Source organism: Streptococcus parasanguinis (genome assembly GCF_901875555.1).
Classification (GTDB): Bacteria; Bacillota; Bacilli; order Lactobacillales; family Streptococcaceae; genus Streptococcus; species Streptococcus parasanguinis_H.
Genome location: NZ_CABFMD010000011.1, coordinates 99,830 through 119,652, shown reverse-complemented (window position 1 = coordinate 119,652; position 19,823 = coordinate 99,830). Strand labels below are relative to the sequence as shown.

Here is a 19,823-nt window from a genome sequence, read left to right as displayed (position 1 = left end):
TAAAAGATACAATATCAGATATCAGTATACGACACTTTCCTCTAGTTCAAAAGCTTCATAAGGTTCAACTAACTCATATCCTAAAAATTCTGCTACTTTTTTGGAAGCCTCGTTATGAGCATCCCAAAGTGGAAATATATCTCTATTTAAACTCTCTAGAATCATTGCAGCACCAAGTTTTTTAGCAAATCCATTTCCTTGTTTATCTGGTCTAGTTGCAACTTCCACTTCAACTGCTCCATGGTAAACTAACCCTGAGGAAATCCCAGCAATCACTTCATTATTTTTAAGAATCACAAAGCCAAATCCACCTTTTAAAGCAAAATCCTGGTAGGACTCAAAATCCCCCTGTAAATCTTGTGACCATTCTTCCTCAGAAAGGCAGTTATAAATACGATTATCAATAGGCACAATATTGCAACCTTTCTCTAACTGACTAACTAGATCATTTAGAAATTCAACTTGAAAATTTGCCTTATCTTTAAAAGAATAGCGAGTAAAAGAAATTAGCTCCACTTTCTGACGCAGAAAATCTTGCCACTTAGTGTCTTCTGAAATAATAATCTTATCATCTAAACCATATTGCCTAACAAAATCTTCCCAAAATCTGGAATCCAACTCCCCTGCTAGGTATAGAAAATTCCCAATATCATAAAAACTCGTTGTCCTATCACTGTTTCGATAAACAGTCCCGATTTGAGATTTAAGGCCATAGAGAACCATATATTTCTTCCATGTTTTAAATAGTTCCATTATCCCTCTATTTTACCTTCCAATTCGTGTAAGAGGTCTTGTCCAATTCAGGAAATCCTCGTAACTCTGCCTTCACTTTTAATACTAAAGGCGAGGCATTGTCTTCGGTAATTTCTTCCAAATTCAACCAAATGACGTTTGCTGAATCATTGCTTCCATCATGAACCTCCTGAAGAAGTGGTTTTTGAGATTGTTCGAAATCGAGTACCATATCATAAAAGGCCATGATATGGTGCACTGCGAAGCCTTGCCCTTCTTCATGAACCAGCACATCATAAATCCTAGGATTTAAGTAACGGCTAAGCGTATAGCCCGTCTCTTCCAGAACTTCTCTCTTGAGGGTTTCAGTCAGTCCCTCACCTAGTTCTTGACTACCACCCGGTAGATCATAGCGCTGTTGATAAGGGCCTCTTGTTTTTTCAATACAGAGCAGTTTCCCCTCTTGAAGACAAACTCCATATACCCCAAAGTGATGTTTGATTTCCATCAAATCCTCCTACTTCAAACTCCAGCCACCGTCAATCGTCAGGATTTGTCCTTGCATGGCGGATGCCTTCCCGCTAGCTAAAAAGAGGCTGACTTCTGCTACTTCCTCTGGCTCAATCCAGCGCTTGATGGGGGTTTCACCGGCTACCCAGTCTGCTAGACCACCTGGCTCAAAATCCGCTGCGGTCATACCAGTTTTGACTGCACCTGGCGCGATGCCAAAGACCTGAATGCCAGTTTCTGCATAGTCTAGAGCCAACTGCTTGGTAAAACCTGCTAGAGCATGCTTAGACGAGGTATAGGCGTGACCACCCCCGCCTGCTAGACTGGAGGCAATGGAGCACATATTGATGATGATCCCTTGCTTCTTCTCCAACATTTGAGTCAGATAATGCCGTGTCAGCTCTACTGGAGTCACGAAGTTGATCTCAAAGATCTCCTGAATCTCCTGAGCGCTTTGCTCAAGAAGCGGTTTGTAATCATCCAAGACCCCAGCCGTATTGCACAAGACGTCTACCTCAGGACACCAGTCAAAAATCGGCGTCAAATCTAGGGTCAAGTCCCGTTGCAAAAAATGGAAACCCCCTGGCAACTGAGGATCCGCTCCTTGATCCACTCCGTAAACTTGATAACCTTTTTCTAAAAACAGGCGAGCTTGCGCCAGGCCAATCCCGGAGCTTACGCCCGTAATCAAGACTCGTTTAGTCATGGACTTCCACCCAATCTGTCGCTAAGACATCACAAGGGGTTGGACTCCACATAGAAAATCCTTCGCCTTCTCCAGAGACGTTAATGAGGAAATAAGGCGTCACTTCTAGAGCTACTCCATTTTGCTCAATGGTATCAAACAATTGGACATAGTTTTCTGCTCCACCCCATCCTGTTCGTACATATTTTTTCTTGGCCTTTAAGCCTGGTAAAATCTCTTCAAATGTCATGGTGTTCTCCTTTATTATCATTCCTAGTTACACCTTTCATTATACCAAAAATCAGGCTTGCTCGTTGGTTTCCAACAGAAAAAGGAGAGCTTCCTCCCCCTTTTCTTTCTATTCACCACTTTTCTCCTTGTCCTTTTTCAAGTCACGAATCATAAACCAATAGTAAATCATCAATCCTATACCAATGATCACTGTGGGCAGAAGAACTGTCGTACCAAGATTCTGAATCCCTTGTGCCAAGGTCCAGCGATGTAAGAATCCAACCACTAAAAAGGCGACGATAGGAAAGATGAAGGCTCTGCCAATCTCTTCTTTCCACTGCCACAAAATGAGGGCGCCACTAGCCCCTGTCATAAGGAGAGTATCCCATGGATTCGGCACTGTCAACCAAGCAAAAGCAGGCAAGAAGCGGACGCCCACTATTTCACCGACAAAATAGAATCCTAAAACCAAAACGATTGCCACATGGATTGCTTTTTTCGACTTTTCTTCTGCAAAAATGAGGCGACGAAGGAGATAGAAGAGTAGCCCAATTGCTAGGAGTCCCAAAATGATGTCGGTAAAATAGACTAGAGGCTTGAGCACAAGGACCGCTTGAGAAGCAAAATCACTTAAGAGGCGATAAAAAATGACTATTCCTGGGACAATCGCCCCATATTGCAGAATAGACCGAGCCGATTCTCTAGGCATATTCTCGATAATTTGGTCTGCCATTTCCTTTGGATCGAGACCAAAATAGTCCTTTGCTGTCAATCCATCCGCTCCTGCTTGCGAAAAATCTAGCGCTAGATTATAGACCTGCTCTCTCAAAGCCTTCTCCTCATATAAGAAACCGGCAAAATTGAAATAATCCCAGAGGTCTTGGAAATAAGCTTGGTCCTCCTGACGAAAGGTTTGAACCAAAGCCTGCGTTTCTTCATAATAAATAACTGATGTCATATTGCTTTCCCCTTTCTTTGGAGACGAAATACAAGGAGGAACAGGACTAGTCCTATAAGAGGAAGTAGCCAGCCTATTAAATGAGCAGTTTCCTGATTCACAAGACGAATCCAGCATCCAGTAACAAGGAAAGTCAGCCCCAGTACTAGCAGACTCGACATCAGACGATCTCTACTTCTATAAGCCATAACCGCAAACCCAAGTAGGACTAGGACAGCAAGAGCAATCGCCCAACCATCTGATAAGAAAATACTCCCAATGTGGCCAAAATAGGTCGAAAATAGTCGTACGATGTTCAGAAACACTAGCAGGCTGATCACACTGATAAAAATAGCCCAAGGACGCTTCATTTCTCCATAGCTCTGTTTGGACCAAAGCCACAGGATGAACTGATTGAATACCAAGAAATTAAGTAGAATGACAACATATGTTAAGGGTTGTATTTTCAGTGGCATCATCCAGGTAAAATCCATTAAATAACGCATGCCAACTAAGATCACTCCAAGGATGAAGACGAGTCCCACATAAGATCCTAAAGAACGTTTAGGTAACTCAGCAAACACTTGATCCACCATCGCTCGTGGATCCTTTCCAAAATAATCCACTGCTCGAATGCCTTCTTTCTCAGCAACTTTTAGATCGCAAACCATATTGTAGAGCTGTTCACCGAGTGCTTCATCATCATAAAAATAGGACTTAGCCCCAATATAAGCGACCATTTTTTTCACATAGGCTTGATCCTCTTTATTTAAATGAATCAATTCATCTGACATTTTTTCTGTATAACTTTCTACCATTCTTCCCCCTCCTTCTTGATACGTTCTACTTTTGTAACTAGCTCCTGCCACTGGTCCCAAAATTCCCCTAAGCGCTCTTTCCCAGCATCACTCAGTGAAAAATATTTGCGATCGGGACCATCTGGAGATGGTCTCATTTCCCCATGAATAACCCCTTGTTTCTCCAATTTTTGAAGCAAGGGATAAATGGTCCCCGCAACAATCTTGTCAAATCCCATCTCTTTGAGACTTTGGATCAATTCATAACCATAAATGGGCTTTTTGGAAATAATCTCAAGCACACAGCCCTCCAGGATTCCCTTTAGTAATTGGGACTCTTTCATCCTTCTCACCTCTTTGTTTACTACCTTACTAGTTTGTTTTACATACTAGTCCTTTCACTCTTAGTATACTCTTTCTTAACTAGTATGTAAAGCATAATAGTAAAAATTTTTTGAATCCTTAAAAATGCCTTAAAATAAAGGCTTTCCAGCCCTTTAGTGTGTAAATATACAAAAAAAGTACAAAAAACACTTTATTTTGGCAATTGATTGGAGTATAATAAACGTAATTATTCAAAAGGAGTTGTGAATATGAAAAAATCTAAGCTTGCTCTCTTAGCAGGTGTAGCCGCAGCATCAACACTTTTCCTTGCTGCATGTGGCTCATCTTCTAACTCATCAAAGGGAACAACCTACAACTACGTGTATGCTACAGACCCTGATTCCTTGAACTATTTGACTTCAAATCGTTCAACTACAAGCGACATTACTACCAACTTGGTCGATGGTTTGTTTGAAAACGACCAATACGGTAACCTAGTGCCTGCTCTTGCTGAGGACTGGTCCGTTTCAAAAGACGGTCTGACTTATACCTACAAGCTTCGAAAAGACGCGAAGTGGTATGATTCAGAAGGAAATGAATACGCTGACGTCACTGCACATGATTTCGTGACAGCTCTGAAATATGTAGCCGATAAAAAATCCGATGCTCTTTACTTGGTTCAAAACTCAGTCAAAGGCTTGGATGATTATGTGAACGGAAAAACCAAAGACTTCTCAACTGTTGGGGTCAAAGCTGTTGATGATCACACTCTTCAATATACTTTGAACCAACCAGAATCTTTCTGGAATTCTAAATTGACCACTTCTACCATGATGCCGGTCAATGAAAAATTCTTGGAATCAGCAGGGAAAGACTTCGGTAGCGTGAAACCAAATGGTATCCTTTACAACGGTGCCTACATTTTGAAGTCCTTCACTTCAAAATCACAAATTGAGTTGGATAAAAACCCTGAATACTACGACAAGAAAAATGTTCACATCGATACGGTTAAATTAACGTACTTCGATGGATCCGACCAAGACTATCTTGCTCGTAACTTCTCAGATGGTAACCTATCTACTGCTCGCCTCTTCCCAACAAGCTCAACCTACAGTACAATTGAGAAGAAATTCAAGGATAACATCGTTTATTCCCCACAAGATTCTACTGTTTACTACGCTTACTTCAACGTCAACCGTCAAAACTACGGCCATACGAAGAAGACATCTGATGAGCAAAAGAACAGCACTAAGACAGCCCTTCAAAACAAAAACTTCCGTCAAGCTTTGAACTTTGCTTTAGATAGAACTTCCTACAGCGCTCAAGTTAACGGGAAAGACGGAGCAACCAAAACCCTTCGTACCCTTCTAGTTCCACCGACATTTGTGCAAGCAGACGGGAAAGACTTCGGTACTCTCGTTGAAGAAAAACTTGCCGCAACAGGAGATGAGTGGAAAGGTGTTAGCTTCGCAGATGCTCAAGATAGCTTGCATAATGCGGATAAAGCCAAAGCAGAACTTGAAAAAGCTAAGACTGAATTGCAATCGCAAGGTGTTCAATTCCCAATCCATATCGACTATGTTGTAGATCAATCTTCTAATGCTCTTGTCCAACAAGCAGACTCTATGAAGAGCTCAATCGAAGCGGCCCTTGGTAAAGACAATGTCGTGATCGATGTACAAAAATTGTCTACAGACGATGCTGATAACGCTACTTACTTTGCCCAATCACCAGACCAAAAAGACTTTGATATGGATATCACTGGTTGGGGACCTGACTTCCAAGACCCATCTACTTACTTGGATATCTTAAACCCAACAGATGGTTCAACCTTGACTGGTATGGGACTTGATCCTAAGAAAGACCAAGCGCTCATCGAGAAAATTGGTTTGAACGAATACAAAGCCTTGCTCGATGATGCCAATGCTGAAAAATTGGATACCAATGCACGTTATGAAAAATACGCTGCTGCTCAAGCTTGGTTGACAGAAAATGCTATGGTTCTTCCAATCTACTCTAAGGGTGGAGTTCCATCTATCACCAAGGTAACCCCATTCTCAGCAGCAAATTCTGCAATTGGTATTAAAGGTGAAACAAGCTTCTTCAAATACCAAAAAGTTCAAGACAAGACAGTCACAACTGCTGACTACGAAAAAGCTTACAAACAATGGCTCAAAGATAAAGCAGAGTCAAACAAGAAAGCTCAAGAAGAACTTGCAAAACACGTGAAATAATCACGATAAAAACACCGGGGATTACATCCTCGGTGTTTTTAGTTAAGGAAATACCTATCTTTGAAACTTTCCTTAGGTGAGTACGGACGTTAGGTGAAATTATCCAGTGGATGATTTCAGCAATCCAGGAAGTTCCAAAACTTAGTTTTGAACCCCTTCGCTTTTTAAATTTTAGGCTCAGGCTAAAACAGTTCCCCGAACTGTTTTACTCTCAAAACTCCCGAGAGAGTGGGACAGAAATCGGTCATTCATTAGAATTCGATTTCGTCGTCCCACCTCCGCAAAGTTGAGTAGGGCTGTAAAAGCTGATGAAATCAGCGAAGTAGAGCCCACTCAACCACTGCGTCTTGCTCGACAATCCAAAAACAATTGAGAGGCTAGGACTTTTGTCCCAGCCTCTTTTCTCACGGCGGAAAGTTTCAGTATCTGTTTAAATAATCTTAATAACATACATTATTGTAATTCTTTCCGCAACACTTAACTTGTTCTATGTAAAAAACAGTTTGTCTACTTATCGGCTTATTCATTTCTCAATCTTTTATAGATTCAAAATCTATCTCACGACAATCTTCCGATAACTTCTAGAAGTCAGAAGAAAGACGAGGACATAGGAGATGAAAAAGACAGCGCAGATTGCTAAGGTTGTTTGAAGGACCAAGCCCGCATTGTTCGCTCCTAAGAGAGCAACGATTTTTGCAATCATCTTGTAGGCCACTCCTAGGTAGAGGAAGGAGAAAAACAATGGAAGGAAAAAGACGGTGAGAATCTGTTTGCGAATCGTAGTAGCCGTTTGCTTCTGGTCCAATCCTACTTGTTGCAAAATCACAAAATTTTCCCGGTCCTCATAGCCCTCTGAAATCTGTTTGTAGTAAATGACGAGAACCGTGGCTAATAGAAAGATCACAGATAGGAAAATCCCAATAAAGAGAAGAGTCCCTGCTGATTCACGCCACTCTTTCTCTATGCTGTATCGTTCAAATCCACCAAAGAAAGTCGCACCATATTGACTCATTTTGTCTGTCGAATAAAGGTCTTTGATCAAGCCACTGATGAAATCTTGATTCTCTTTATCTTTTGCAGTAATAGCGAATTCCAAATTTTTATCAACTTTTAGTCCCAGTTGGTTCAAGTCAGGGAGGACCAGGTACAAACCCATTTGGTGTTGAAACAGGTCGGATTGAGGGAGTTTTCCTTGGATAAAATTGGAATCTAGTTTTTGTTTAATCGTGAAGGTCTTCCCATTGATTTCTAATTGCGAATCTAATTTTCCTGGATACTGATACCCATAGGCTAGGATTTCATTTTCCCCAAGCTCAACTTTTTGACCCGTCAGTTGCTCGTAAGTCGCCTGATCAAAAAAATAGACTGTTCCCTCTGTCTTCATCTCCTGATCAGTTGCTGGAGTGGACTGGTCATTCACCTCTAAGACCTTTCCATCAATCTTTCGAATTTCAGCCGACCAGTATGTTGTCTGAGTCACTTGATAATCTGATAGATGTGTCGCATCGGCTGTTTTCTTAATTTGGGCTTGAACATCCTCAATAACTGGTTCTGTTTCAGCATCTGAAGTCATATGCCCCACACTAATCATGTAATCAGAAGGGTAAACAGTATCTAGGTAGTTCTGTCCTCCAATAAAGATATTGAGCGACCCGGTTAAGGTGACCAAGACCATGGTGGAAAGAATACTAATGGTCGCAAGACCCGCTGCATTTTTTCGCATCCGTGCTATTAAGTTGGAGACGGATATAAAATTCTCCGGCTTGTAATAGTAGGATTTCCGACCTTTGAGCATTCTTAAGAAGGTAATGGATCCTGCGTTGAATAAGAGATAAGTCGCCAGAATGACTAAGATGACAGCAATAAAGAATCCTTGAACCGCTGCAACTGGACGCTCAACGGTTAGCGCCAAATAGAAGGCAATTCCTAAGAACCCTAGTCCTAAAAGAGTTTGAACCAGCAAGAAGCGTCCCTTCTTCTCTCCTGCCTTTTTCTGTTGCATGAGGTTTAGGGAACTGTAGCGCAAGAGGCGGAAAGAATTCAGCAAAAGTATGAGGGCAAAAGCTAAGGCTAACCCAAGTAAAGTGTCAAGGACAGCTCCTAGCTGGAAGGTTGATTGAATGACGACTGGAAGTCCCATACATTTTAAGAGCAAGGCAAAAATCAAGCGATCAAACAAGAGACCCAAGCCCAGCCCCGCTCCAACTGTGAGGATATAGAAGATAAGCAATTCCCATAAGGTCATGACGAGGAGGTGCTTCTTCTCCATTCCCAGAACACTGTAGAGTCCCAGTTCTTTGGAACGATTTTTCATGACATAGCCATTGGCATAAGCCACCAAAATGATGACGACCAACTGGACGACGAAACTACCAAAACCAAGAACAGTTCTCGCCGCTCCCCCTCCGTAAGAATCCTCTAGATGAGGGGTCGATGCCAAGGCGATAAAGCTATAGAGGATCATAGTCGTTAAAATGACAGCTATAGCAAAAGGGTAATAAAGCTTACGATTTTGTTTGAGGTTGGAAAGAGCTAATTTACTAGTTAATTTAAACATCGCTATCCTCCTTACCCGCCATAACCGTCAAAGTATCCGAGATTTCTTGGAACATCTGACGTTCTGTTTTTTCCCCGCGGAAGATTTGGTTGTAGAGAATTCCATCCTTGATAAAGAGCACGCGCTTGGCCCGAGCTGCCGCTGCGGTTGAGTGGGTCACCATGAGGATGGTTTGCCCCATGCTATTGATATCTTCAAAGACATCTAGCAAAGCAGCCGAAGACTTGGAATCCAGCGCCCCTGTTGGCTCATCAGCAAGGAGAATTTCAGGTGAGGTGATGATGGCCCGTGCTACAGCCACCCTTTGTTTTTGCCCACCAGAGATTTCGTAAGGGTATTTCTCTAGAAGTTGGTGAATGCCCAATTCCCGACTGACGCTATCCACCTTGCTCATCATTTCCTTGACGGGTCTGCGTGAGAGGACGAGAGGGAGAAGGATATTGTCCTTGACGGACAAGGTATCGAGCAGGTTGAAGTCTTGAAAGACAAAGCCTAGTTTTTCCCGACGGAAGCTGGATGCATCCTTGTTCTTGATAGTTGAAGTATCGGTACCATTGAGGTAGACCCGTCCTTCCGTCGGCTGGTCCAGCATGGCTAGGATGTTGAGGAGAGTCGATTTCCCGGATCCTGATTCCCCCATGATGGCGACGTACTCGCCATTTTCAACGGTAAAATGAATGTCCTTTAGGGCTTCAACCTGCGTTCCTTGAAAGCGCGTTTTGTAGATCTTTTTGATGTGTTGAACGTCTAGTAGGGTCATGGTCCATTCCTTTCTAGCTCGAAAGAGCTTCAATTGTTTTTTTACAAATCAATTGTACTAAAATAAGAACGCTTTCACCATAACATAACCTTACATTTTGCTCTTTATTTCTTACATTTTTGTAAGAAAGCAAAAATAGAGGCTGGGACAAAAGTCCTAGCCTCTCAATTGTTTTTGGATTGTCGAGTAAGACGCAGTGGTTGAGTGGGCTCTACTACGCTAATTCCATCAGCTTTTACAGCCCTACTCAACTGTGCGGAGGTGGGACAACGAAATCGAATTCTAACGAATGACCGATTTCTGTCCCACTCTCTATTTTCATTTATGAATTATTCAGCTGATGAAGAGGTAGCTTTCTCAAGAGATTCGTAGACACCTTTAAGAATATTTGTCATTGAGTCACGAGCTGTTCTAATTTGTTGCAAGAAAGGTGTACGACCTTGCTCAGGAACAACTGTATCATCTGAACCTGCACTTGATAGCATGGTATTGAATTGAGCTTTTGAGTTATCCATAGCCTTGATAGCTGGTTCTACTTGTTGAGTGTAAGCAGATCTCTGTGCTTCTGGAATTTGTTGACCGATATCTTGTGCGTATTTTTTATAGCTATCTACTAATTTACCATAAAGATTTTTAAAATCACCAATTGTTTTGGCGTTATCGATTTCTTCATCTGTCAACAAGACAACTTCTGGAACATCAACAGAAGATTTTGATGTTTTTGATGAACTGCTTGATTTGCTTTCTGAAGTAGATGATTTTTCTACTTTGCTAGAAGAAGCTTTACTTGCGTTTTTGCTTGAGTCTGAAGCAGTTTTACCAGAACATGCTGCTAGGGTTGCAACTGATAAAAGTGCTACACCGGCTGTAAGAATTTTTTTCATTTGTATTCTCCTATAATGTATGGTTGAATTTATTTTAAAATATTTTTTCATTTCTGTCAACCATTTTACAGAAAGCCAGTAACTCTCTAGGCTTTTTATTACTAGCTTTTAACATTTTTTATTTACTAAATAACAATATTTTATATTGTATATTTATTCTATAATTGAATAAAAAAAGCTAGAAAACAGATCGTTCTCTGGCTTTGTTCTCTTTCCCTATTCATGGAGCAATTGAGTGAATTTTTCTTGAAGTTCCTTGTTGTCCGTTGGTTTTAGGTACATCTTTCCACCATTGGTCGTTGGGGAATGAAAGACGATCCCCTCTCCTGTATCAGTAATGGCAAAGAAATAACTATGCACATCTGGATACTTATCCCAATTGCTATAGCGTTCTACGATACGGTACTTGGCATTTCCTTGACCCGTGTCTGTGTAAATGGCATCCATCTTGCTATTGTCCCCAAGAGTATAAAGATTGTCGGCTCCCACATCACCACCTGCGATGCCTTTTTGATAATTGGGTTGCCCCATCTTTTGACCCCAGGTTTTCATAAAGTCCGCTAATTTGGCTGATTTTTCAGCATTCCAAGGCCTCTTCTCCTGACTTTGGGTATTGCTTCCTGAAGGTGTGCTGTCAAAACTTTGCCAATCAAAACTCTCAAGATCGAGTTTCTCTTCATCTGATTTGCCAAAAATGGTATTGAGATCCGATCCAGGGACCTGGACTTCCTCTTCCTTGACTTTACTTGCCATCTGTGGGGCCTTTTCGAGACGTGAGAGTACTGCTTCACCACGGCCCGTCCCTGACAACCAGCTAACTTCTAGGACTTCTCCTCCCTTGTAGAGCGTTGTTGCATTGCGTGCTCCTCCGTGTCCAGCGACGAAACCTTCTGCTAGTAAGGTCGGCTTTTTGTCCTTGAGGTAATAGACGCCCGTCACAAAGTAGCTCCCATTACTCTGCTGATTGGCGATGATCATCTCGTCTACTCCATCGCTATTTAGGTCCTTAAAAGCATATCGAACAGCTGCTGGCTGATTGATGACAGTCTCGATTACCCAGCTATTGATCATCCGATCTTCTTTGGCTAATTCATCATTCAATTTGGAAATGGCATCCAAATCCTTTGAAGTGGCAAAAATCTTTTGGTAGTCTGAAAAAACAGACTGGTATAATTGTTTGTTGTCTGCTTTTTTCGCTTGTTTCTTTGCTGAAGTCTGGCTAGTTGCAATCTCTTTTTTAGGACTGGACTGGCGCTGGTATCTTTGGTAACATCCTGTTAACAAGACCATACTCGAAGCCGCTAATCCCAACTGCATCCAGTGTTTTCTTTTCATCTGATCTCCTTTAGTCTCCCTTATTTTCATACTAATATTTATTATACTAAAAAAAGAGTGAGGAAGGAATCCCTTCTTCACACTTAGTTTTCTTTATTCGGATTCTTTCTACGATCCGTTTGACTTTCAATATGCTCTTTCACCAAGGCAACCACCTCATTATTGGTTGGAAGGTCCGAGTGCTGGGCATCCTCACCTGTCACAGTGATTTCTGTATAGCTAGCAGCTTGGTTTTGATAGATGTATTTCCCAGCAGAGACACTGGCATCTGGGACTAACTCATCTGAATCATAGGTAATGGTCCCAGCTACTGAATACATATGGAGGGTACTAGGAATGGCTTCTTTTCCCTTGATAAAATCGGCCAACATCTCAGACTTGTTTTTAATATTGGTCTCTGTAAAGTTGTAGGGCGTGCCGATGGTCATGAGGGTTTTCAGATCGATATCATAATCTCCCAGATAATTTTCGATAAAGGCTGTGTAGATCAAGCCACCGTTGGAATGCCCCAGCCCTTTAAAGTTATTGAAATTGTATTTTTCTTGAAGAGCTTTGAAGGCTTGATTGACCATTTTGGCTTGCTTTTTGATATTGCTATAGCCGTCCTTATTGTTTTCAAATCCAATGACGATAATCGGTTCATTGTCCTTGTTATCAATACTACCGCTATAGGTAATGCGGCCATCATTCCAGACCTTGACCTTGAGCAGGCTGTGTTTGGTGCCACGCCGATCTTGGTTGAGTTTGGTAACCAAACCATCAAAGCGATTTTCTGTCGCTGAACTTCCCGGAATCATAATGATGGGAGACAGTTTTGAATTATAGAATTTCTCGATTTTTGATACATTCTTTCTGGTCCAACTATAAGATGGAATGGCTAAACCGATCAAGAAAAGACTGACCAAAGTGAGGACGATCACGGTTTTTTTAGAGACTTTCATCGCTTTCTCCTTTCACTTTTAGATCTTTTCGGATACGATTCCCCATACGAACAAATGGGAGATAGATCAACACATCCACTGCAAAACACAGCAGGCTGACAAAAAGGGCCCGAAGACTGCCGCCTGTCCCGATAAAGGCATAGAGAAGGCTCGGAGTCCCATCTGGCACTGGATAGACAGCCGCTGGCATCAGTTTGAAGCACAAGGCTACCGCTGCGATCCCCATATTCACCAAGGGAATCAATAAGAAGGGAATCACATATAGCAGGTTGAGAAGGACCGGAATCCCTACCATGAAGGGGGCACCGTTGTTAAAGAGTCCGGGAAAAATACTGAGGAGACTAACTTTTCTGTCCTTTTGACTGTGAGATACCAGTAAGATCGCTACCAAAAGGGCCAGGACGGCGCCTACTCCTGCTACCATCCCAAAGCTCCGGTACAAGTTGGTCAAGGTATAGAGGTGGGGAATCCCTGTCGTTGTATGATGGGTCACAGCGTAAGTCAGATTTTCTAACGCAAAACTATCATCCTCAATTGAGTTTAGAGCAAAAGCTTGACTGTTGCCCACCCAGGCTGATAAGCCACTGAAGAGCCCCATGACAAAGGTGGACAAGAGATGATGACTGCTGACAGTTAGAGAACTGAAAAGCTGACCAATGGTCTGAAAAACATTGAAACGATAGCCCAAAATAAGAAGTATATTGATACTAACACCGAGAATCAAAGATAAGAAAATAGGGCGTACCGTCTTGGGTTGATAGATGAAATCCTTGTCCACAATCTGGTCATCACTTGCCTTAGAAAGGCGGAAGATCTGTCCGATTAGATAACCTAAAAAGATGGCCAAAACAATATTGGTCGTTGCAGGGAGATTGATCCGCGTCAGTTGCCCATCATTGAGTGGACCTACCAATAATTCCTGAGAACCCACAATGAGGCTGACTAAAAGAGCTGTAACACCAGCTGTTCCTGTACTTCTCCCGTAGTGGCCAGCTGTATATTTCCCAGCGAAGTAAGTCGCTAAAGGCCCTGCTAAACCTCCTAGAAAGTTAGAAAAATTAATGAGGACCTGGCTCATGGCCTGATCCCATGGTAACCAACTATCCATCGAAAAGAGTTGATGAATATAACCTCTATCCGAAAATACGGATAGAGCAATCACCCGAATAATTCCTGAAAATAGGAAAAATGGAAATAAGGAAACGAGAGTTTTCTGGGAAATCTGAATAAAACTTTTTTCTCGTAACCAAAAAAACTTCTGGACAAAATACTTGGTCATAGGGCCTCCTGTTTAGTTTTCCGGAATGGTTCAAGTTTATTTATTTCTTCTTATTATATCATACTGGTGGGCAATCCCTTTCATTTGAAGAAACAGCATCTTTTGAGAATACTTTTAAAATTTTCGCAATTTTTCAAAAACTCTTTGACAGGGGTCTTCATTTCCACTATACTATTTCTTAGCTAGTACAATGATAACTCATTTTGATGTCGGACTTGCTCTACTTATAGCAATCGAGTCTGACAGAAAATCAGATCGCTACGATGGATGTTCATTCCATTTTACAACATGATAGGAAGATTTAGGAGGAATCAAGCGTCTATGTCACAAGATAAAATTTCAGCCAAGGTCTTGTTCGCGATCTTTGCGACAGGGATCCTTTCCTTTTGCGGGGTGGCTGGAGAAACTGCTATGAATATCACCTTCCCTATATTGATGAAGGAATTTGAGATCGATACCGCAACAGTCCAGTGGGTTACCACCATCTATCTTCTAGTGGTCGCCTGTGTGGTCCCCTTATCCGCCTATCTTAAGCGCTCCTTTAAGATGAAGGCCATCTTTTTAGTTGGAAACCTTCTCTCTGTTTTAGGTGTTCTCATTGACTTCCTTGCCCCAAGTTTTAGCTTTGTTGTCCTGGGTCGATTGGTCCAAGGAATGGGGGTTGGTTTTGCCCTTCCTCTGATGTTTAACATTATTTTGGAGCAGGTTCCAAAACGAAAAATCGGTCTCATGATGGGAGTGGGTACCCTGATTACAGCCATCGCTCCAGCCATCGGTCCAACTGTCGGTGGTCTTTTGACGGCCACCTTCGGTTGGCGCTCCATCTTTTTGGTGCAATTCCCGATCCTTCTGGCTTCGCTAGTTGCAGGGCTTCGCTCCATTGAGCAGATGAGTAAGGTCAAGCGGGAATCTCTTGATCTGATGAGCCTCTTTTCTATTATTGCCTTATTTGTCGGTTTGATTCTGGGCATTCATGGCCTGGCAGATCATCCTTTCTTGAGTTTCTTCGTACTTGGTTGGCTAGTGATCGGGATCTTGGGACTGGTCCTCTTGGTCTGGCGATCTAATCAGTTGGAAACTCCTATTATCAACCTAGCTATCTTAAAGAACCCTTTCCTCACTGGTCACCTTCTGGCCTTTTTCACCTTCCAATTGGGCTCCCTTGCCTTGAGTTTCCTCTTGCCGAATTACGTCCAATTGGTCAACCACTCGAGCACTACGCTTGCAGCTCTGATGTTGCTTCCAGGCGCCCTCATTGGAGCTGGTTTTGCTCCTTTCTCCGGTATGATTCTAGATAAACTGGGGGCCCGCAAACCGATTCTTCTTGGAGCTGCTTTCATCCTTTTGGCCCACTTTCACTTCACCCTCTTTGCCCTGAAGCTATCAAATAGTTTGATCCTCATCTTTTACATGATCTTCATGACCGGTATGGGGCTTGCCTTTGGCAATATCATGACCAACGGACAAAAACAACTCTCTCTGGAAGAGCAACCCGATGCCAATGCGATCTTTAATACCTTGCAACAATTTGCTGGTGCTGTTGGAACAACCCTGGCTTCCTTGATCGTTGCCATGAGCCAAGCCAATCAAAAGATGGACTTTATCCAAGCCACTGCTAAAGGCAGTCGCAACGGTTTCATGGTCTTATTTGCCTTGGCCATCTTCCAACTCCTTCTCTTATTTTGGGTCGTGGGAAAAGAAAATGAAACGAACTAACTTTTTTCATCAAAGAGAGTAGGACAGAAATCGAATTCTAACGAATGACCGATTTCTGTCCTACTCTCTTTTCTTATCCTTTTCTTACTCTCGTTACAATACCATCAGGATCTTGAAACGTCAACTCACTAGAGGTCATCCAGCTGACAGGAGCGCCATTTCCTTTTGCCCTCTCTGCTATGGCAACCAAGTCATCCTTGCTTGCTACTTCTACCACATAGTAGGCAAGGCCAGGCAGTTCTTTTTCACGGTTAGCTAAGTGCTTGCCACCCCATTCATTGACCGCTAAATGATGGTGGTAGTCTCCTGAAGCAATCCAGCTAGCAGATGGAATGGTAAACTTATCATCTAGGTCCAAAACTGTTTGGTAGAAAGACGACGCTTCTTTGCTATCCTTGACCGATAAATGAATATGCCCCATTCGAGTATCCCTAGCAATGACAAAGGGATCCACCTGACGACCCATTTCATAAATTTCTTGCGCAGAGAGTTCTTCTGTCACCCCAATAATGCGGCCATCCTCCCGGATATCCCAGTCAGTGACAGGTTTATCTCTATAGAGTTCGATGCCATTTCCTTCCGGATCTTCCAGATAAAGAGCTTCGCTATAGCCATGATCTGCCGCCCCGACAAAGGGAACGTTCAATTCCGCAATGTGTTTAAACACATCTGCTAGATCCTCACGAGATGGCAACAAAATGGCCATATGGTAAAGGCCATAACTGGACTTAACCGTTTCCTCACGATTCGTCTGAATCAGGTGCACCAAGGCTTTTCCCCCAGCTCCCAAAATAACTTCCCGATCTGTTTGAGACAAAATCAAGAGTCCAATGACTTGTGTATAAAAAGCTGTTTGACGCTCCAAGTCTTTCACTTGTAAGGCCACTTCTGCTAAATGAATCTTGCTACGATAGGCGTATACCATATTCTTTCTCCTTTTTGTTGTAACTATATATATTACATTATACCTCTTTTTGTTGTAATGTCAATGATGACAACTCATATTTCATTAAATTGTCGAACTTTTATCATTTGAGTTAAAATGCTTGCTTTCTTTTTAAGATTTATTTATAATCATTCTAAATAAGAAATTAGGAGACAAGTATGACTGAAACAAAACATGGAGTAGATGAATCATTTAACGACCGCTTGAATATCTTAAGAGCTGCTGTTCTCGGAGCTAATGATGGGATCATTTCTATTGCTGGGGTGGTTATCGGGGTAGCCAGTGCCACACCAAACGTCTGGATCATATTTCTTTCTGGCTTATCGGCTATTCTGGCAGGTGCCTTTTCGATGGCGGGAGGTGAATATGTCTCTGTTTCCACACAAAAAGACACGGAAGAAGCCGCTGTGAACCGCGAACAAGCCCTCTTGGATCGCGATCCAAAGTTAGCTAGAGAATCTCTCTACCATGCTTATCTTCAAAATGGAGAATGCGAAACTTCCGCAAAAATTTTGACAGAGCGCGCCTTTCTCAAACACCCCCTCAAAGCCCTGGTCGAAGAGAAATATGGTATCGAATATGAGGAGTTTACCAATCCTTGGCATGCTGCTGCATCTAGCTTCCTTGCTTTTTCTGTTGGTTCCCTTCCTCCAATGCTCTCTATCATTCTCTTTCCAACTGCCTATCGCATTCCAGTGACAGTCTTCGTTGTTGGACTATCCCTGATCTTCACTGGTTATACCAGTGCGAAACTGGGAAAAGCCCCAACCAAACAGGCCATGCTACGCAACCTGATCATTGGCCTCCTCACCATGGCTGTGACTTACTTCTTCGGACAACTCTTTACTCTCTAATTCGAGCATGTTCCTGTAACTGAGATTGCATGCTCTAATCATTTTAAAAAACCAAAAAACGCGTGATAACAGGTACTTAGGAACCTTATTATCATGCGTTTTTTCATGCAATTATTTTCTAAGGAATGCGATTTCTAAGTCTCTTATTGGTCGCCAAAGACTTTGAAACGTCCTTCTGTCTGGATCTCTTTGTCTCCAGCTGGTGCTAGAATTTGTCCAAAAGGTGCTTGAGCACGAAGTTTCCAGTTGGCTGGAATCGCATATTTTTCAGCCAATTGGTCATCCACAAGTGGATTGTAGTGTTGCACATTCATACCGATATTTTTTTCAGCCAAAGCCAACCAACTTGCATAAAGAGCAATGCCGTGACCTTGCTCTGACCAAATTGGGAAATTGTCCGCATACAGAGGGAATTGCTCTTGAAGCCCTTTTACCACCTCTTGATCTTCATAGAAGAGAATAGTTCCCTTGGCTTGGGCAAAACCAGCCAAGCGTTGTTTTGTACCTTCAAAAGCTTCTGCAGGTGTCACTTTTTCCAGTTCTGAGTAGGCAATTTCCTTCCAAAAAGCATCTGATTCATCGTCCAACAAAATCACTACACGGGAAGTTTGGGAGTTAAAGGCAGTTGGTGTGTTGAGAACTGCTCCTTGAATGGTTTCAATCAACTCTTGGTTTGAAAGTTCCACATCTTTTCCTAATGCATAGATTGATCGGCGTTTTGTTTGTAAGTCAGTAAAGTTTGTCATTGTGAGTTCCTCTTTTCTGTTGTAACTTTTTTTATTACACAAACTATTATACGGATTTGAAATGTAATGTCAACTATTACAACTCAGATTTCACTAACTTTTATGAAATTTACTAAGTAAGATCTACGATGAGACCCCACTCAACCACTGCGTCTTGCTCGACAATCCAAAAACAAGAAGAGGCTAGGACTTTTGTCCTAGCCTCTTCGATGGTTGATAGAACGAACTGTATGACCTAGCGGTTGATTGCTCTAACACAACTTTCCGGTTGCGGATCAGCCTTTCTCAAATCTTTCTTCACGTTTTAGCTCTAAGATGACCTATAAGAATCGAAACACTGTTTCCTTTATCTGCAACCTTCAATAGCCTCTTAGACCGTTGGGGCTATGCATGCTCCAAACCTTTTCGTGTATTTTCTTTGATGGTTTCAGCTGAATGGAGCAATTTTTCTTTTTCTTCTTCTGTTAACTGCAAGTCAATTCTTTCGACAATTCCTTTGCGCCCAACAATCGCTGGGTAACCCAGGTAAGTTCCATATTCTGGACGATAATTGGATACAGGCATTTCTTCATGGCTGTCATTGATCACAGCTTCTGCTAGACGTTGCGCTGCTGCTGCAATCCCAAAGTTGGTATAGAATTTACCAAAGAAGACAGTGTGGCCACCTCGCAAGGATTCATAGTTGATAGCATCCAGCTCTTCTTGTGAGAAGAGATCCGTGATCGCATGTCCCTTGACACGAACCTGGCTCCAAGCGACAAATTGAGAATTTCCGTGTTCACCAAGGTTATAGCCAGAGACACTAGCAGGATTCACTTGCAACCGATCAGCGACGGCGCGTTTCATCCGAGCGGTATCCAGCAATGTTCCTGTCCCAATGACTTGTTCTTTAGGAAGACCCGTGTATTGTTGGTAGAGTTGCGTCACCGCATCCACCGGGTTGGTCACCACGACCAAGACACCGTGGAATCCAGAAGCTTTCAAATCACGTCCCACTTGTACCACTTGCTTACTGGTAAATGGAAGTTCCGCAAAACGATCATTCGTGTTATTTGCCTGAAGCTCGATATTTCCCAGAGTAGAGACTACCACATCCGCATCTTGAAGAGCAGCATAATCATTGACCGTGATATGCACTGGATAACCTGTATTGGCAACCATATCACAAAAGTCCAAAGCATCCGACTTGACCTTTTTTTCATTCGTGTCAATCAAGACCAAATGATCGCAAGTATGTTTCAAAACCATGCTGTGAGCCAAGGTTGCACCCACATGACCCAAACCAATAATACCAATTTTTCTTGTCATCAGAATCCTCTTTTCTAGTATCGATCACACTGTTGGTGAGGATAGCT

General features: G+C 42.4%; 19 protein-coding genes. 3 read left to right on the top strand and 16 right to left on the bottom strand.

What is annotated here, in order from left to right; all coding sequences use genetic code 11:
- Positions 1-21: 21 nt before the first annotated feature.
- The 7 genes from JX304_RS03300 to JX304_RS03270 all read right to left on the bottom strand — a co-directional run bounded on the left by JX304_RS03300 (position 22) and on the right by JX304_RS03270 (position 4,236).
- Positions 22-753, bottom strand: coding sequence for a GNAT family N-acetyltransferase (locus JX304_RS03300; protein ID WP_205011249.1), 732 nt, complete (start codon positions 751-753; stop codon positions 22-24).
- Between the two features lie 7 nt (positions 754-760).
- Positions 761-1,240 (bottom strand): NUDIX hydrolase, encoded by a 480-nt coding sequence (locus JX304_RS03295; RefSeq protein WP_205011248.1) that lies wholly within the window; start codon positions 1,238-1,240, stop codon positions 761-763.
- Positions 1,241-1,249: 9 nt separating this feature from the next.
- Entirely contained in the window at positions 1,250-1,948 is a 699-nt protein-coding gene (locus JX304_RS03290) for a 3-oxoacyl-ACP reductase (protein ID WP_205011247.1), read from the bottom strand.
- The gene (locus tag JX304_RS03285) at positions 1,941-2,177 is read right to left on the bottom strand and encodes a DUF2829 domain-containing protein (RefSeq protein ID WP_000141913.1); all 237 of its coding nucleotides are present in this window, start codon (positions 2,175-2,177) and stop codon (positions 1,941-1,943) included. The genes JX304_RS03290 and JX304_RS03285 overlap by 8 nt, the downstream gene beginning before the upstream one ends.
- 108 nt (positions 2,178-2,285) lie before the next feature.
- Positions 2,286-3,116, bottom strand: a complete 831-nt coding sequence (locus JX304_RS03280; RefSeq protein ID WP_205011245.1) for a hypothetical protein — start codon at positions 3,114-3,116, stop codon at positions 2,286-2,288.
- Positions 3,113-3,913 (bottom strand): hypothetical protein, encoded by an 801-nt coding sequence (locus JX304_RS03275; RefSeq protein WP_205011244.1) that lies wholly within the window; start codon positions 3,911-3,913, stop codon positions 3,113-3,115. The genes JX304_RS03280 and JX304_RS03275 overlap by 4 nt, the downstream gene beginning before the upstream one ends.
- On the bottom strand, positions 3,907-4,236 hold the full coding sequence (locus tag JX304_RS03270; RefSeq protein WP_205011243.1) for a PadR family transcriptional regulator: 330 nt from the start codon (positions 4,234-4,236) through the stop codon (positions 3,907-3,909). Before JX304_RS03270 ends, JX304_RS03275 begins: the two co-directional genes overlap by 7 nt.
- A 249-nt stretch (positions 4,237-4,485) precedes the next feature.
- Here JX304_RS03270 and JX304_RS03265 point away from each other — a divergent pair, with 249 nt between their 5' ends.
- Positions 4,486-6,450, top strand: coding sequence for a peptide ABC transporter substrate-binding protein (locus JX304_RS03265; protein WP_205011242.1), 1,965 nt, complete (start codon positions 4,486-4,488; stop codon positions 6,448-6,450).
- A gap of 553 nt (positions 6,451-7,003) precedes the next feature.
- On the opposite strand, the gene JX304_RS03260 is transcribed toward JX304_RS03265, so the two are convergent.
- The 6 genes from JX304_RS03260 to JX304_RS03235 all read right to left on the bottom strand — a co-directional run bounded on the left by JX304_RS03260 (position 7,004) and on the right by JX304_RS03235 (position 14,206).
- A complete protein-coding gene (locus JX304_RS03260; protein WP_205011241.1) occupies positions 7,004-9,007 on the bottom strand; it encodes an FtsX-like permease family protein in 2,004 nt (667 codons plus the stop codon).
- Positions 9,000-9,767: an ABC transporter ATP-binding protein gene (locus tag JX304_RS03255; protein ID WP_205011240.1), complete on the bottom strand. Its 768-nt coding sequence runs from the start codon at positions 9,765-9,767 to the stop codon at positions 9,000-9,002. Before JX304_RS03255 ends, JX304_RS03260 begins: the two co-directional genes overlap by 8 nt.
- Before the next feature lie 329 nt (positions 9,768-10,096).
- Complete coding sequence (locus JX304_RS03250) at positions 10,097-10,651, bottom strand: hypothetical protein (RefSeq protein WP_205011239.1); 555 nt, start codon at positions 10,649-10,651, stop codon at positions 10,097-10,099.
- Between the two features lie 216 nt (positions 10,652-10,867).
- Entirely contained in the window at positions 10,868-11,986 is a 1,119-nt protein-coding gene (locus tag JX304_RS03245; RefSeq protein WP_205011238.1) for a DUF4767 domain-containing protein, read from the bottom strand.
- Positions 11,987-12,069: 83 nt separating this feature from the next.
- Positions 12,070-12,927 (bottom strand): alpha/beta hydrolase, encoded by an 858-nt coding sequence (locus tag JX304_RS03240; RefSeq protein ID WP_205011237.1) that lies wholly within the window; start codon positions 12,925-12,927, stop codon positions 12,070-12,072.
- Entirely contained in the window at positions 12,914-14,206 is a 1,293-nt protein-coding gene (locus JX304_RS03235) for a PTS transporter subunit EIIC (protein ID WP_205011236.1), read from the bottom strand. Before JX304_RS03235 ends, JX304_RS03240 begins: the two co-directional genes overlap by 14 nt.
- A 321-nt stretch (positions 14,207-14,527) precedes the next feature.
- On the opposite strand from JX304_RS03235, the gene JX304_RS03230 reads away from it, so the two are divergent.
- Positions 14,528-15,922, top strand: a complete 1,395-nt coding sequence (locus tag JX304_RS03230; protein WP_205011235.1) for an MFS transporter — start codon at positions 14,528-14,530, stop codon at positions 15,920-15,922.
- Positions 15,923-15,995: 73 nt separating this feature from the next.
- Here JX304_RS03230 and JX304_RS03225 read toward each other — a convergent pair whose 3' ends face one another.
- Entirely contained in the window at positions 15,996-16,847 is an 852-nt protein-coding gene (locus JX304_RS03225) for a VOC family protein (RefSeq protein WP_205011234.1), read from the bottom strand.
- Between the two features lie 179 nt (positions 16,848-17,026).
- Here JX304_RS03225 and JX304_RS03220 point away from each other — a divergent pair, with 179 nt between their 5' ends.
- A complete protein-coding gene (locus tag JX304_RS03220; protein ID WP_205011233.1) occupies positions 17,027-17,722 on the top strand; it encodes a VIT1/CCC1 transporter family protein in 696 nt (231 codons plus the stop codon).
- Between the two features lie 143 nt (positions 17,723-17,865).
- Here the strand turns inward: JX304_RS03220 and JX304_RS03215 are convergent, their stop codons facing one another.
- Both JX304_RS03215 and JX304_RS03210 read right to left on the bottom strand, forming a co-directional pair.
- On the bottom strand, positions 17,866-18,468 hold the full coding sequence (locus tag JX304_RS03215) for a nitroreductase family protein (protein ID WP_205011232.1): 603 nt from the start codon (positions 18,466-18,468) through the stop codon (positions 17,866-17,868).
- A gap of 384 nt (positions 18,469-18,852) precedes the next feature.
- Positions 18,853-19,776, bottom strand: coding sequence for an L-lactate dehydrogenase (locus JX304_RS03210; RefSeq protein ID WP_200772232.1), 924 nt, complete (start codon positions 19,774-19,776; stop codon positions 18,853-18,855).
- Positions 19,777-19,823: the final 47 nt, after the last annotated feature.

Excerpts from the sequence above, each read along its gene's own strand:
- JX304_RS03265 (WP_205011242.1), top strand. The coding sequence starts at position 4,486 with ATGAAAAAATCTAAGCTTGCTCTCTTAGCAGGTGTAGCCGCAGCATCA.
- JX304_RS03245 (WP_205011238.1), bottom strand. The coding sequence starts at position 11,986 with ATGAAAAGAAAACACTGGATGCAGTTGGGATTAGCGGCTTCGAGTATG.
- JX304_RS03295 (WP_205011248.1), bottom strand. The coding sequence starts at position 1,240 with ATGGAAATCAAACATCACTTTGGGGTATATGGAGTTTGTCTTCAAGAG.
- JX304_RS03210 (WP_200772232.1), bottom strand. The coding sequence starts at position 19,776 with ATGACAAGAAAAATTGGTATTATTGGTTTGGGTCATGTGGGTGCAACC.
- JX304_RS03215 (WP_205011232.1), bottom strand. The coding sequence starts at position 18,468 with ATGACAAACTTTACTGACTTACAAACAAAACGCCGATCAATCTATGCA.
- JX304_RS03240 (WP_205011237.1), bottom strand. The coding sequence starts at position 12,927 with ATGAAAGTCTCTAAAAAAACCGTGATCGTCCTCACTTTGGTCAGTCTT.
- JX304_RS03285 (WP_000141913.1), bottom strand. The coding sequence starts at position 2,177 with ATGACATTTGAAGAGATTTTACCAGGCTTAAAGGCCAAGAAAAAATAT.
- JX304_RS03230 (WP_205011235.1), top strand. The coding sequence starts at position 14,528 with ATGTCACAAGATAAAATTTCAGCCAAGGTCTTGTTCGCGATCTTTGCG.
- JX304_RS03250 (WP_205011239.1), bottom strand. The coding sequence starts at position 10,651 with ATGAAAAAAATTCTTACAGCCGGTGTAGCACTTTTATCAGTTGCAACC.
- JX304_RS03235 (WP_205011236.1), bottom strand. The coding sequence starts at position 14,206 with ATGACCAAGTATTTTGTCCAGAAGTTTTTTTGGTTACGAGAAAAAAGT.
- JX304_RS03275 (WP_205011244.1), bottom strand. The coding sequence starts at position 3,913 with ATGGTAGAAAGTTATACAGAAAAAATGTCAGATGAATTGATTCATTTA.
- JX304_RS03260 (WP_205011241.1), bottom strand. The coding sequence starts at position 9,007 with ATGTTTAAATTAACTAGTAAATTAGCTCTTTCCAACCTCAAACAAAAT.
- JX304_RS03270 (WP_205011243.1), bottom strand. The coding sequence starts at position 4,236 with ATGAAAGAGTCCCAATTACTAAAGGGAATCCTGGAGGGCTGTGTGCTT.
- JX304_RS03290 (WP_205011247.1), bottom strand. The coding sequence starts at position 1,948 with ATGACTAAACGAGTCTTGATTACGGGCGTAAGCTCCGGGATTGGCCTG.
- JX304_RS03255 (WP_205011240.1), bottom strand. The coding sequence starts at position 9,767 with ATGACCCTACTAGACGTTCAACACATCAAAAAGATCTACAAAACGCGC.
- JX304_RS03280 (WP_205011245.1), bottom strand. The coding sequence starts at position 3,116 with ATGACATCAGTTATTTATTATGAAGAAACGCAGGCTTTGGTTCAAACC.
- JX304_RS03300 (WP_205011249.1), bottom strand. The coding sequence starts at position 753 with ATGGAACTATTTAAAACATGGAAGAAATATATGGTTCTCTATGGCCTT.
- JX304_RS03225 (WP_205011234.1), bottom strand. The coding sequence starts at position 16,847 with ATGGTATACGCCTATCGTAGCAAGATTCATTTAGCAGAAGTGGCCTTA.
- JX304_RS03220 (WP_205011233.1), top strand. The coding sequence starts at position 17,027 with ATGACTGAAACAAAACATGGAGTAGATGAATCATTTAACGACCGCTTG.